12 protein-coding genes are annotated in these 12,916 nt (G+C 40.8%); all 12 read right to left on the bottom strand.

What is annotated here, in order from left to right; all coding sequences use genetic code 11:
* Positions 1-97: 97 nt before the first annotated feature.
* Positions 98-1,714: a DEAD/DEAH box helicase gene (locus tag BK583_RS09290; protein ID WP_055737575.1), complete on the bottom strand. Its 1,617-nt coding sequence runs from the start codon at positions 1,712-1,714 to the stop codon at positions 98-100.
* Positions 1,711-2,964 carry a competence/damage-inducible protein A gene (locus BK583_RS09285; RefSeq protein ID WP_055737574.1) on the bottom strand — a complete coding sequence of 418 codons (1,254 nt, stop codon included), beginning with the start codon at positions 2,962-2,964 and terminating at the stop codon, positions 1,711-1,713. Before BK583_RS09285 ends, BK583_RS09290 begins: the two co-directional genes overlap by 4 nt.
* Positions 2,965-2,975: 11 nt before the next feature.
* Positions 2,976-3,554, bottom strand: coding sequence for a CDP-diacylglycerol--glycerol-3-phosphate 3-phosphatidyltransferase (gene pgsA, locus BK583_RS09280; protein WP_035397270.1), 579 nt, complete (start codon positions 3,552-3,554; stop codon positions 2,976-2,978).
* 120 nt (positions 3,555-3,674) lie between these two features.
* Positions 3,675-4,571 (bottom strand): helix-turn-helix domain-containing protein, encoded by an 897-nt coding sequence (locus tag BK583_RS09275; protein WP_055737573.1) that lies wholly within the window; start codon positions 4,569-4,571, stop codon positions 3,675-3,677.
* 21 nt (positions 4,572-4,592) lie between these two features.
* Positions 4,593-5,360 (bottom strand): YmfK family protein, encoded by a 768-nt coding sequence (locus BK583_RS09270; protein WP_038480602.1) that lies wholly within the window; start codon positions 5,358-5,360, stop codon positions 4,593-4,595.
* Between the two features lie 158 nt (positions 5,361-5,518).
* Positions 5,519-5,767 (bottom strand): DUF3243 domain-containing protein, encoded by a 249-nt coding sequence (locus tag BK583_RS09265; RefSeq protein WP_038480605.1) that lies wholly within the window; start codon positions 5,765-5,767, stop codon positions 5,519-5,521.
* Between the two features lie 70 nt (positions 5,768-5,837).
* Positions 5,838-6,551 (bottom strand): elongation factor P 5-aminopentanone reductase, encoded by a 714-nt coding sequence (gene ymfI / locus BK583_RS09260; RefSeq protein WP_055737572.1) that lies wholly within the window; start codon positions 6,549-6,551, stop codon positions 5,838-5,840.
* Positions 6,548-7,843 carry an EF-P 5-aminopentanol modification-associated protein YfmH gene (gene yfmH / locus BK583_RS09255; protein ID WP_055737571.1) on the bottom strand — a complete coding sequence of 432 codons (1,296 nt, stop codon included), beginning with the start codon at positions 7,841-7,843 and terminating at the stop codon, positions 6,548-6,550. Before yfmH ends, ymfI begins: the two co-directional genes overlap by 4 nt.
* On the bottom strand, positions 7,840-9,123 hold the full coding sequence (gene yfmF, locus BK583_RS09250) for an EF-P 5-aminopentanol modification-associated protein YfmF (RefSeq protein WP_055737570.1): 1,284 nt from the start codon (positions 9,121-9,123) through the stop codon (positions 7,840-7,842). The genes yfmH and yfmF overlap by 4 nt, the downstream gene beginning before the upstream one ends.
* A gap of 32 nt (positions 9,124-9,155) precedes the next feature.
* Complete coding sequence (locus BK583_RS09245) at positions 9,156-11,486, bottom strand: FtsK/SpoIIIE family DNA translocase (protein ID WP_038480616.1); 2,331 nt, start codon at positions 11,484-11,486, stop codon at positions 9,156-9,158.
* 86 nt (positions 11,487-11,572) lie between these two features.
* Positions 11,573-11,794, bottom strand: a complete 222-nt coding sequence (locus BK583_RS09240; protein WP_055737569.1) for a YlzJ-like family protein — start codon at positions 11,792-11,794, stop codon at positions 11,573-11,575.
* Positions 11,791-12,516 carry a ClpP family protease gene (locus BK583_RS09235; protein ID WP_038480622.1) on the bottom strand — a complete coding sequence of 242 codons (726 nt, stop codon included), beginning with the start codon at positions 12,514-12,516 and terminating at the stop codon, positions 11,791-11,793. Before BK583_RS09235 ends, BK583_RS09240 begins: the two co-directional genes overlap by 4 nt.
* Between the last annotated feature and the right edge of the window lie 400 nt (positions 12,517-12,916).

Here is a 12,916-nt window from a genome sequence, read left to right as displayed (position 1 = left end):
TCATACCTCTTTTTTCATCGTTTGCCAATAGGTTTTACGAACATTTATTCGGTTTTTTTCAACAGAAAAAGATCGGGGCATAACCCGATCTTTCTTTTTAAGAGCGGCGACCTGCAGCATGAGGACGACGCTCGCGCTTAGGACGCGGCTTTGCCGGCTCTAAGTTTACTCTAGCACCATTAATTCTCGAATAGCGCAACCCTTCATATGCAAATGGGGCGCTCTCTTCCGGTACGTCGACAAACGAGAAATTATCAAAAATATCAATTCGGCCAATTGTTTTCACTGGAATACCAATTAAGCGACTAATTTCATCACCTAGAATCTTCGGCGTTAAATTAACGTTGCGACCAACATTAATAAAGAAACGAACCATTCCTTTTGCTCCACCTGTTTCACCAAAGCTATAGCCTGCATCCTCACTTCCTGTTTCAGTTGAGAACTTCAGTTTCAATAATGCAGAGATGATTTCTTTTGCATCGACTTCCTCTTCTAGCATTTGATCAGCCAGTGGACGGAATAATTCCATCTCTTTTCCACCAGTTTCAATCGTTTCTTTAATCAAATTCTTCCATGACGTTTGTTGTTTTTCGACTACATCTTCAATTGTTGGTACTTCTTGAGATGGGATGTACATTTTAATTTCTTTTTCGATTGAACGCAAGTGCTTCATTTCCCTAGGCGTAACAAGCGTAATTGCGGCACCTGTGCGACCTGCACGACCTGTTCGACCAATGCGGTGAACATAACTCTCTGGATCTTGTGGAATATCGAAGTTAATAACGTGACTTACGTTTTCAACATCGATTCCACGAGCTGCTACATCTGTTGCAATTAAAAATTCAATGGAAGAATCACGGAATTTTTTCATCACGACATCACGCTGAGACTGTGTAAGATCTCCATGTAAACCGTCTGCTAAATATCCTCTTGCCTGTAGGGCTTCTGTTAATTCAGCAACTCCTTTTTTCGTACGGCAGAATAAAATGCCAAGATCAACATCATCGCTATCAATGATCCGACATAGGGAGTCGATTTTGTTACGTTCTAGTACTTTATAATACACTTGATTGATTGAAGGAGCCGTTACTTCTCCTTTATTAATCGTTACAGTCGAAGGGTTGTTCATATAATTTCGTGACAACTTACGGATGGCTGGTGGCATTGTCGCTGAAAACAGAAGCGTTTGTCTTACATCATTTACTTCTTTTAAAATTGCTTCAATATCTTCAACAAAACCCATATCAAGCATTTCATCGGCTTCATCAAGTACAACTGTATGAACAGATTGAAGCTTTAGAGTCCCCCGACGCAAATGGTCAAGCATTCGACCTGGTGTTCCGATAACAATTTGAACACCTTGTTTTAGTGCTTTAATTTGATGACCGATTGACTGCCCACCATATATCGGTAGCGTGCGAATTGCTTTGTGCATAGACAATTTTTGTAGTTCGCCTGCCACTTGAATAGCAAGCTCACGCGTCGGCGTTAAAATAAGCGCTTGAATGGCCCGATCACTTGTTACTTTATCCACAACAGGAATACCAAAAGCCGCTGTTTTCCCAGTTCCTGTTTGAGCCTGGCCAATAACGTCGCCTCCAGTAAGAATAGCCGGGATGGCTTTTTCCTGAATCGGAGAAGGTTCTTCAAATCCCATCTCCTTAATTGCTTGTTTTACTTGGTCTGAAATCTCGAAGTCTGAAAAAAATGTCATTTACTACCATTTCTCCTTTTTAATTCGTCCAACAAATAGAAAAATCCATATTTAACCGCACGCATTCGCACAGCATTTCTCCCACCAGATAATGAGAGTGGAATGGTTCGTACAGGTTGTTGTGGAAAGGCAATGCCAATGACAACCGTACCTGGCTCTAAATCACCTTGCTTTTCAGGTCCTGCTACCCCGGTAAACGAGATGGCTACATCGGTTTGTAACCTTTCTTGAATTCCTTGAGCCATTTCAGCTGCACATGCTTCACTTACTACCCCATGATCTTGGAGGGTTTTTCGAGATACACCGAGCAAAGCAGTCTTAGCTTCCTCTGTATAAGCTGTAATACTCCCTGTCAAGATCGATGATGCACCTGGCAAAGATACGAGTTCACTGGCAAATAATCCACCTGTAAAGCTTTCTGCACAGGCAACAGTAAGCCCTTGCTCATCTAAGTAACGAGACACTTCTTTAACAAGCGTTGTTTCATCATAGCCGTAAAGATAATCCCCTACACGATCCATAATGACTGACTCTGTTTCATCAAGCAATCGCTTAATTTCATTTTTATCTGTATGTTTCACCGTCAGCCTTAACTTCACTTCACCGTCACTTGCAAGCGGTGCAATTGTCGGGTTTTGTTGGTTTTCAATAATATCCTCCAGATCGGTTTCAAGTTGGGATTCACCAATACCGAAAAAATGAAGTACCCGCGACGTAATTGACGCTTGATCGTTTGCTCCTAACAAAAAAGGTAAAAGCTCTTTTTCAAACATAGGCTTCATTTCACTTGGCGGCCCAGGCAATAGAACAATTCGCTTTTCGTTAGCTAGCTGAACAACCATTCCAGGTGCCATTCCGTGGCGATTGGCGAGAACATGAGCACCTTCTATAACATATGCTTGCTTTTTATTATTTGGCGTCATCGTCCGATTGTGTCGTTTAAAGTATGCTTCAATATGATCAAGGGCCTCTCGGTCATACACAAGCTTTCGCTCACAAAACTTTGCCACCGTATCTTTTGTTAAATCATCTTTAGTCGGGCCTAACCCGCCTGTTAAAATAAGCAAATCTGCACGAGCAAATCCCTCACTGATCGTTTTAAATAGCCGGTCTTCATTATCACCAACCACTGTATGTGAATAAACGTCAACACCAACACTTGCAAGTTGCTTTGAAATGTATTGGCCGTTTGTGTTGGCAATTTGGCCAAGCAACAACTCTGAACCAACTGCAATGATTTCCGCATTCATAGGACCAACCCCTATACTGACTTTAGAATAATATGTTTGTTTTTAACAAAATAATCAACGCCAGACCAGATCGTCAAGATGGCTGCAACATAGAGCATTAAATCAGCGAAAGGAAACGAAATCGCCGAGAAAGGAATGTTATGTAGGAGTGTCGCGATAATGGCAACCATTTGCGTTAATGTCTTCCATTTCCCTAAATTACTCGCCGCGATGACATCACCCTCAGCCGCTGCCACCAACCGAATGCCCGTCACAATAAATTCTCTACTAATAATAACAATGGCAATCCAAGCTGGAATAAGTTGAATTTCCACTAACCCAATTAAAGCTGCCGTTACAAGCAATTTATCTGCCAGTGGATCAATAAACTTTCCAAAGCTCGTTATAAGATTTAATTTACGGGCGTAATACCCATCTAGCCAATCCGTTCCAGCGGCAATAACAAATATAAGCGCTGCAATTAGTAGCGACACAGCAATGGTATCATTGAACATTTCGAGCTCACCAAAAGGTAGATCAACAAGCAAGAACAGCATGAATAGGGGAATTAAGCAAATCCGTGCGATTGTTATTTTGTTAGGTAAATTCAATTTCTTCCCTTCTTTCCAACTACGATAAGCGAATCCTTTTTTATTGTACCACAGTCACGTCTGTACTGAAAAAGAACGAACTCAAAAAAAATGATTTCCGCCTTTAGACGGAAATCACCTTTATTCATTTTCAGATTCAAGCAACACTTCAATCACTTGGACGCTTGATGTATCTAAAAGATCAATTTCGAATCCATTCACAGTAAACGTATCCACTTCCGCACCGAAGCCAATTCGAACGTAAAGCGATTCTAAATCGGAGACGTCGGGTTCAAAGTCTTCATTGAACGGTGGGTAATTTTGTTCGATCGTGCCTGAGCCTTCATTTTCACGCAATTCAACATACGTACCTTCATTGTTCATTTCAATTAATAGCGAATCAAAAGAATCCGCATTCGTTAAGGTATACGTTTTTGTCGTCGCCTCTTCATTCTCTAAAACGAGTTCTGATTCAGCCTCATTATCTTCCGTTTCATTATTCGCTTCTTCATCTTGAGACTCATCTTCACCTGTTGCTTCTTCTTCATCACCATCGTCTTCATCATCGTCAGCAGTTGGACCATCATAAGAAGAGCCTTCTTGCGGTTCTTCCGCTGTATTATCTGTATTCGGACTATCTCCTGCACTCCAAACAAAATAAAGAATTAGCGCAATAACGATAACAAGTAAGATTGGAATAAGAATCGTTCCAATGGATCGATTTCCGCTTTTAGCTGGTGCTTTTTGTTTTGGTGGCTTTACTCGCTCCGCTCGAGAGGGCAAATCAACGTTTTCGCTTTGTGGGCTGGGAAGTTCATTCTTATACGTTGTTAATACTTCCTCTGCATTTAAGCCGACTGCTTCCGCATACGTCTTCACAAATGCTCTTGCATAAAAAATACCTGGAAGCGTATCAAAATTCCCTTCTTCAATTGCTACTAAATAGCGCTTTTGAATCTTTGTTCGTTGCTGAAGATCATCGAGTGAAAGTTGTTTTTCTTCACGATTTTCTTTTAAATAATTCCCTAGTTCTGACATCTTTACACCTACCTAGTAACGTTAGCTAATATCGAATGAAGAAAAACCCGATTCAACCACATCGTACGTAATCTCTTCATTATCATCGTTACGTAGTTCAATAATACAGTCAAAGTCTTCTAACTCATACTCTGTCTCTCGAATAAAAATATCCGGATGCTCTACAACTTTTACAGCTGGTAGACGCATAATATCATCAACTAGTATACGATGTTTTTCTGTTGCCCGCATAGTTGAAACAATGCCATCAATAATAAAAATGTTATCTCCATCCATTTCATCTTCAGCGAGCTGGCTGCGGACAGTTTGCCTAAGCAATGTGGAAGAGATAAATGACCATCGTTTATTCGCACAAACGCTTGCTGCTACAACGGACTCCGTCTTTCCTACTCGGGGCATACCGCGAATACCAATTAAATAGTGTTCATCCCTTTTCATCATTTCCGCCATAAAATCAACGAGTAAGCCTAATTCACGGCGAATGAATCGAAACGTCTTTTTTTCTGTTACATTTCGCTCAATGTAGCGACCATGTCGAATTGCTAACCGGTCTCGTACCCTTGGTTCACGAAATTTTGTTACAGTCACACTGCCAATGGTATGTAAGATTGCTTTAAATCGCTTGACATTGTCATCGTCCGTACTTCGAAGTAACATGCCTCGACGCGTATCGTCAATCCCATTAATCGTCACAATGTTTATAGAAAGCATACCAAGAAGAGAAGATATATCTCCAAGTATCCCTGGCCGGTTTTCGTGTAGCTGGTACTCAAAATACCATTCTTTCACCGTGCCACTCCCTTTCTCTAATAAATTGACAAATAAAGCTAATCTTCTTGGCTCTATGATATAGGATTCACTTTTAAAAGAAAAGCATTTTCCTTTAGAAACCACAAAACTACAAAAAGAAAAACCGCTTGTTCGTGTATACGAACAAGCAGTTTTTCCTATTTATGACCGACTAATTTCACCATCATATTGGCAATAGCATGTTGTTCTTTTTCATCAGCCACTTTCCAAAGTTCAGCAAGAACGCGCTCTTGCTCGTTTTTAGGTTCTACTTGTTCAGCTAAATACTCACCAACTTGGTAAGCAACGTCACTCACGATATTTTCGTTCATTCCTTCGTGTTGTGCTTGATCAAGTCGATCACCTAAAAATTCTTTCCAATGATCCCAGCTATCTAATACAGACATGTGAATCCCTCCTCTAAGTTTTAAAAAAGATTCACACCTAGTATGCCTTCGTCAAACGGAAATATACATGCTAACAATGCCACGCACCATTCACTGAAAGTATTTGTCCATTAATATACGATGACCGCTCCTGGCTAAGAAACCAAACCGCGTCTGCAACCTCTTCTGGACGTCCTAGTCGACCAGCTGGAATATCATCAGCCAGTTCGGCTCGTTCTTGTTCGCTATAAATGGATAACATTTCACTGTTAATAGCTCCCGGAGCCACCGCGTTCATACGCACCTTACTGCGGCCCACTTCCTTAGCGATGCTCTTCATAAAGCCATGAACACCGCTTTTTGCAGCTGCATAAACGCTTTCCATACTGGCGCCCTCCAGCCCCCAAATGGAGGTGATGAGTGTAATAACCCCTTTTTGATGGTGTATCATTTGTGGCAGCACCGCTTGTGTCAGTTTCATTACACTTGTTAAATGCAATGCTATGGTTTCTTCTAATTGTGAAGCACTAACATCCTGAATGAGCTGCGGCTCGGATGTGCCAGCGCAGTATACCACAATATCCGGAATATTTGGAAGCTGGTCCATAAGTGTGGAAACACCGTCGTTTTTCCTCAAATCAGCATAGACTGGAATGGCATCACATTTCAAGGACATACACAAGTCCTTTGCTTTCTGTTCGTTACGAAAATAATGAACGTAGATGTTGCTTGCCTCTAATTGAAAAGAGCGACAGACGGCTTGCCCAATTGCCCCTGTCGCCCCAGTTACTAAGACATTTGTCATGACCCGGATTCGTCGTCCTTAACAATAAGCGTTGTTTTTGCTTGATCAGTAAAATGTGCATGTAAGACTGTTTCAAGGTCGTTCACTGTAAGCTCTTCTAAAGTTGGCAATACAGCGAACAAATCCATATCGTTAAAACGGTAGCGAGTAAACTCATTCGCAATGTATTCTGGCGAGTTTAACGCCTTAAGAAATCCACCAATTTTCTTTTTTATCACACGAGCTGTATCCTCTTCGTTCAGGGAACCTGCTTTAAAAGCTGCAATCGTCTGTTCTACTATTGTAATAAGTTGCTCCGGTTGCTGACTTTCACCACCAATTATTGAGAAACCGAACCCTTTTTCAGCAGTAAAATCAAACGAAAACGAGTCATCTGCAACGCCCAATTTGTACATATTCTCGTATGCTTCTGAACTTGGTCCGAACATTAAGTCTAAGAGTACATTGAGTGACAGTTCGTAGCGAAGCAAATCTTGCCCTTGACGGCTAGCATTCGCTTCTTTATAGCCAACGAACACTTTGGGCGTTTGCACAGGCATATGGATAATATTTGTCCGCTTATCCACTTCCATCGGCTCGTCTGGAAACGTACGTTCAATGCTTTCTGGTTCTGGAAACGATTTACGTGCTTGGTTTTCGCGGATAAGTGCCATGATCTCTTCCGGTTCCACGGAACCAACAATGAACAATAACATATTATTCGGATGGTAAAAAGTATGGTAGCACGTATATAAATCTTCTTTTGTTATTTTATTAATGGAAGGAACAGTACCCGCAATGTCGATCTTAACAGGGTGATGTTTATACATGTTCTCGATGGTTCCGAAATAAGCACGCCAGTCAGGATTGTCATCATACATCGTAATTTCTTGTTCAATAATGCCTTTTTCTTTTTCCACAGTCTGATCTGTAAAGTAAGGATGTTGTACAAAATCCATTAACGTTGTTAAATTATCCTTTACATTGTTTGTACTTGAAAACAAGTAAGCGGTACGAGTAAAGCTCGTAAAAGCATTGGCAGAAGCTCCTTGTTTGCCAAACGTATGAAAGACATCTCCTTCTTCGCTTTCAAACATTTTATGCTCAAGAAAGTGGGCAATACCGTCAGGGACGCGAACCTGTTTGTCTTCTCCAATTGGCTTAAAATGATTGTCAATGGAGCCGTACTTTGTCGTGAACGTTGCAAACGTCTTGTGGAACCCTTTTTTCGGCAAGATATACACATCTAATCCGTTGTCTAATTGTTCATGGTATAAGGTTTCCTCCAACTGTTTGTATTCAATCGGCTTCATACTTTACCCCCCTGTCCTGTTAAAAAGTAAATCGTATCGAGCTCCCATTTGGAAACAGCTCGAACGACATCCTCTTTCGTAACGGTTTTTATCTTCTCTATTCGCTCTTGAATGGACTTACGATGATTTGCTACAATTTCATGGTAGGATAACTCTGCAATTCCTCTCGGCGCATCCAACGCTTCTAACGCTTGATTTAAAAGCATGCCTTTTGCTTGCTCTACTTCAGCTTCTGAGAATTCACCGTTTTTCATAGCTTTTTCTTGTTCCTGAATGATTTCAACAGCACGGTCATATTTGTCAAATTCAATACCTGACATGACCATTAAAACCCCTTTATGGCTCTCAATTTGCGAAGCTGCATAATAGGCCAAACTCTCTTTTTCACGTACATTTATAAACAATTTCGAAGAAGGAAATCCTCCAAATAATGCATTTCCAACTCGAGCTGCTTCATAGTCATCATCTGAAAAAGTAGAATGGGTTCTATAACCTAAATGAAGCTTCCCTTGCTTCACTTGCTGTTCATCATGAACAATGTGAATCTGTTCAATCCTTTTATTCGCTTTTGTAGGCTCAACTGTTTTTCCAGTTTGATGCTGTTCAGTAAACACTCGGCTTACAATTTGTTTAACGTCTTCTTCTTGAAATGAACCGATAACATACAAGTCAAATCGATCTTGTTTAAGCATTGACTGATAAGCCTCATACAAGGTTTGCGAATGTATTTGATCCAAATCTTTTTCTCTTCCATATGGAGGCAATCGATAGGCTTCCTGTTGGAACATTTCTTCTGTAATACGGACATTGGCATAGCGCATCTTGTCATCATAAATAGAAGCAATTCGCTGCTTTAACGAACGTTTTTCTTGTTCCACTGTTTCGGAAACGAACACCCCATTCTCCAGAACAGGCTGGTAAAGGAGTTGGTGTAAAAGTGTTAAAGCCTCTTCCACTAACGAAACGGAATCTTTGAGGTACTGCTCTGAGGCAACATCCATCCGAAATGTAATCACTTGAGCTTCGCCTTTTTTTTGCACATCTGCTGTTAACGTAGCACCATACATTTCTTCTAGCTTTTGTTTTAATTGCTTACGATTTGGATAATCCGTTGTCCCACCTTGAAGAACATGAGGGATTAACGCTCTTGCTGTTACGGTATCCTCTCGAAGTGGTGCATTCACCATTAACATAATGCTGATCGTTTTAAACTTATCTGTTGCACCTAAATGGAGATGTAACCCATTCTGTTCCGTCGACTTCACTTGTAAATCCGTCAATTTTCATCTTCCTTCCGTCAATCGTTCTACTTTTAGGATGTCGCCTCTTCATCAGATCTATTCCCTATAAGCACTTCACGCGGCTTACTACCTTCATAGGGACCAACAACGCCTCTTGCTTCCATTTCATCAACTATTCGAGCAGCCCTCGTGTACCCAATACGGAAACGACGCTGTAGCATGGACACCGATGCTGTACCGACTTCTATCACAAGATCTACTGCATCATTGTAAAGATCATCCTCTGGTGCCTTTTCTTTCGATTCGACGACTGTCGGCTCCATTTCTTCTACATACTGGGCTTTTTGTTGAGAGACAACATAGGAAACAATTTTCTCTACTTCTTCATCAGAAAGAAAAGCTCCTTGTATTCTTGTTGGCTTGGTTGCTCCCATCGGCAAGTACAACATATCCCCTCGTCCAAGAAGTTTTTCTGCTCCTCCACCATCTAAAATCGTTCGAGAATCGGTTTGAGATGAAACGCCGAAAGCAATTCTTGAAGGAATATTTGCTTTTATGACCCCTGTAATGACATCAACAGACGGGCGTTGCGTAGCAATAATCATGTGAATACCTGCTGCCCTAGCCATCTGAGCAAGTCTTGCTATTGAGTCTTCAACGTCTCCAGACGCAACCATCATGAGGTCGGCAAGTTCATCAACAATGACGACAATGTACGGCAACGTCGGTTGCTTCGCATCCTGTAGTTCATTTTGACGCTTAATGTAGTCATTATAGCCTTCCATATTACGCGTTCCTGAATGTGAAAACAAATCATATCGTCGCTCCATTTCTGCAACGACTTTTTTTAGTGCTTGAGATGCCTTTTTTGGTTCAGTAACAACGGGTGTTAACAAATGAGGAATGCCATTGTATACATTCAGTTCAACCATTTTAGGGTCGATCATCATCATCTTGACTTCGTGAGGTTTCGCCTTCATTAATATACTAGTAATAATGCCGTTAATGCATACACTTTTTCCACTTCCAGTTGCACCTGCAACAAGAAGGTGCGGCATCTTATTTAACGGTGCCAAAACTGGTTCACCAGAAATATCTCGACCTAAGCCAACAGAAAGAACTTCATGTTGACGATCAGTTGATCCACTTAATACTTCTTTCAGTGATACAATGGCTACTTCTTGATTTGGCACTTCAATTCCAACAGCAGATTTCCCTGGAATTGGGGCTTCAATACGAATATCTTTCGCTGCTAATGCTAATGCTAAATCATCTGCTAAATTAACAATTTTACTTACTTTTACACCAACGCTTGGATTCACTTCGTATTTCGTAACAGCTGGCCCTAAGTGTACTTTTGTCACTCGAACGTTCACTCCGAAACTTTCTAACGTTTTTTCAAGCTTCCGTGCATTCGATGTTAATTGTTGCTTTTCTGTAAGCTGATCAGGCTTAATTGGCGTATGTAATAGATCAAGATCCGGTAATAAATAAGACTCATTTGTTTCTTCATTTACCAGTTCTGTTGGAATTAACTCCACTTCTTTAGCGTCTTTTTCATTGTCGTTTGAGACTTCTTGAGCAGGCTGTTGACGTTGATCAGCTATTGTCTCTTCTTTAGTCTGCTCTCTTTGTGAGAAATCAACAATTTCAGGCTCTTGCTTACTGTCCCAACGATCTTTTTCTCGTGTTTCTTCCTCAGGTCCAATCTCTTCTTTTTTCTTTGTTCGCGCTTGTTTACTACGTCTTTCGTCATCCATCTTTTCTTTCGCTTCATTTCGCCACTGAGTAAAGTCAGACCAAGTTGATTTCACAAAATCTGTTACAAATAAATAGCTGCGTCGATACCATTTACCTAGCATATCGCTTAATGAACGCCCAGAGATTAAAATGGCCCCGACAACAATCAGCATAAGACATAACAGATAAGTTCCAGCATTATCAAACAAAAAGTGGCTTACTGCATAGCCAATCGCTCCTAGCATACCGCCACCTAAATCTTCTGTTTGTCCGGTTGTTAGCTCTTGCCAAAACAATGCCCACGTGCTTTGAATGACTGAGCCATTTTCAAGTGTGCCTTCAATAGTAAGCTGTCGAAATAAACTAACATGCGCAATAATAGCGAGTGCTAGTACAACTGTATACATGCCACTCAATTGACGATTCCAAATGGTTGGCCTTTTCCTCTTAATCATAATGTAAAGGGCTGTAATAAAAAAACCTAAAGCCAGTAAAATAAACCACTCACCAAGAAACAGGCGAAACAATCGTACAAATGCTTCTCCTACACTTCCTAAACGAGCGAGTGTTACAAGTGCGATGACGAGCAGACCTAACCCAATTAGTTCAAACGTTAATTGAGACTTCCATTGTGTTTTTTTTCGTTTCTTTCGTTTTGCCATCCTGTCACCTTCTACGTCATACTCGAACAAGCAGTCTATAAGTTAGACTGCTTGTTTCATCCTTACCAGTATAACATATCTGTATTTTAATAGCGTAACGTACTGGATAAAATTGTACCAGGCTCATAGGCAGGGTTTAAGTAAGCATGGGGATCGCTCGAGAGCAAACGAATGATCCGATAGTCACCATCTCCTTGTTGCTCCACCATTAACGAGCCTGCTTCACACGGTATGGTTATTTGTTTCTGATAATCACTTTGATCTGTTGGGTACAGTTGTTCTAAAGGAACGGTCGTGTATAAAATCATTGCACAACCTCCGAAGATTTTTGTTTATCGATGAGCTCATTTAACTTCTTAATTGCTTGCCCAATCCCACCAACTTCATTAATTAATCCATATTCGACTGCATCGGTTCCAATGACATTCGTCCCAATATCTCTCGTTAAATTTCCTTTGGAGAACATTAACTCTTTAAATTTTTCCTCCGTTATGGAAGAATGGTTTGTCACAAAATTAATCACACGGTCTTGCATCTTATCTAAATATTCAAATGTTTGCGGAACACCTATTACAAGACCAGTTAAGCGAACTGGATGGATCGTCATTGTCGCTGTTTCAGCAATATACGAATAGTTAGCAGCTGTTGCAATTGGCACACCTATTGAATGACCACCGCCTAAAACAAGCGTGACTGTTGGCTTTGAAAGAGATGCAATCATCTCAGAGAGGGCAAGCCCTGCCTCTACGTCACCACCAACCGTATTTAAAATAATGAGCAACCCTTCAATTTTCGGGTTTTGTTCAACAGCTACTAATTGAGGAATCATATGTTCATACTTTGTCGTTTTATTTTGTGGTGGTAGCTGCATATGACCTTCAATTTGACCAACGACCGTCATGCAATGAATATTTGTCGGTCCCATATCTGGTACACTAGTCTGACCTAACGCTTGTATTTTCTCCACCAACGAACCTTTTTCCTCTTTTGGTTTTGCCGTATCTGGTGCTGGTTGCTGTTCGTCTGACATGGTTCCACACTCCTTTTAGTCTTAAGAGTAGTATGGTCTGCTTTTAATGGAATATGTCACAGACAACTGAAAAACATACTAAGATTAGTGGGTAAGATCATCGACGGATGAATCTTACCCACTATTTTTCGTTTAGGCGTATAGTGAGAGGTGAAAGAAAGCTCGACCTAAGCCTCAAGGATCTAGAATCCGTATTAAAAACCGAGCTTCTTCACTTTCATTACTGAATCAGGTTTAAGTATGTTGGGGCCATTGAGCTCGTGTAGAGGAAATTAGAATCGGAATGATTAAGTGAAGACCTTTCAATGCTAAATGAAAAGAGGAACAATGATGGAGTTTGTAGTCGCTTTAGATGTATCAATGGGGAAAAGTTACTCGGTCATTTATCAAGACCAAAGAT

Source organism: Shouchella oshimensis (assembly GCF_002019765.1).
Classification (GTDB): Bacteria; Bacillota; Bacilli; order Bacillales; family Bacillaceae_D; genus Shouchella; species Shouchella oshimensis.
This window is presented reverse-complemented; position numbering and strand designations above follow the sequence as displayed.

What these genes read in the sequence shown, in the direction of transcription:
- BK583_RS09265 (WP_038480605.1), bottom strand. Translation starts at nt 5,767, where the DNA reads ATGTCTGTATTAGATAGCTGGGATCATTGGAAAGAATTTTTAGGTGAT.
- BK583_RS09240 (WP_055737569.1), bottom strand. Translation starts at nt 11,794, where the DNA reads ATGATTTTATACACGACCGTTCCTTTAGAACAACTGTACCCAACAGAT.
- BK583_RS09290 (WP_055737575.1), bottom strand. Translation starts at nt 1,714, where the DNA reads ATGACATTTTTTTCAGACTTCGAGATTTCAGACCAAGTAAAACAAGCA.
- BK583_RS09245 (WP_038480616.1), bottom strand. Translation starts at nt 11,486, where the DNA reads ATGGCAAAACGAAAGAAACGAAAAAAAACACAATGGAAGTCTCAATTA.
- yfmH (WP_055737571.1), bottom strand. Translation starts at nt 7,843, where the DNA reads ATGAAGCCGATTGAATACAAACAGTTGGAGGAAACCTTATACCATGAA.
- ymfI (WP_055737572.1), bottom strand. Translation starts at nt 6,551, where the DNA reads ATGACAAATGTCTTAGTAACTGGGGCGACAGGGGCAATTGGGCAAGCC.
- BK583_RS09285 (WP_055737574.1), bottom strand. Translation starts at nt 2,964, where the DNA reads ATGAATGCGGAAATCATTGCAGTTGGTTCAGAGTTGTTGCTTGGCCAA.
- BK583_RS09275 (WP_055737573.1), bottom strand. Translation starts at nt 4,571, where the DNA reads ATGTCAGAACTAGGGAATTATTTAAAAGAAAATCGTGAAGAAAAACAA.
- BK583_RS09235 (WP_038480622.1), bottom strand. Translation starts at nt 12,516, where the DNA reads ATGTCAGACGAACAGCAACCAGCACCAGATACGGCAAAACCAAAAGAG.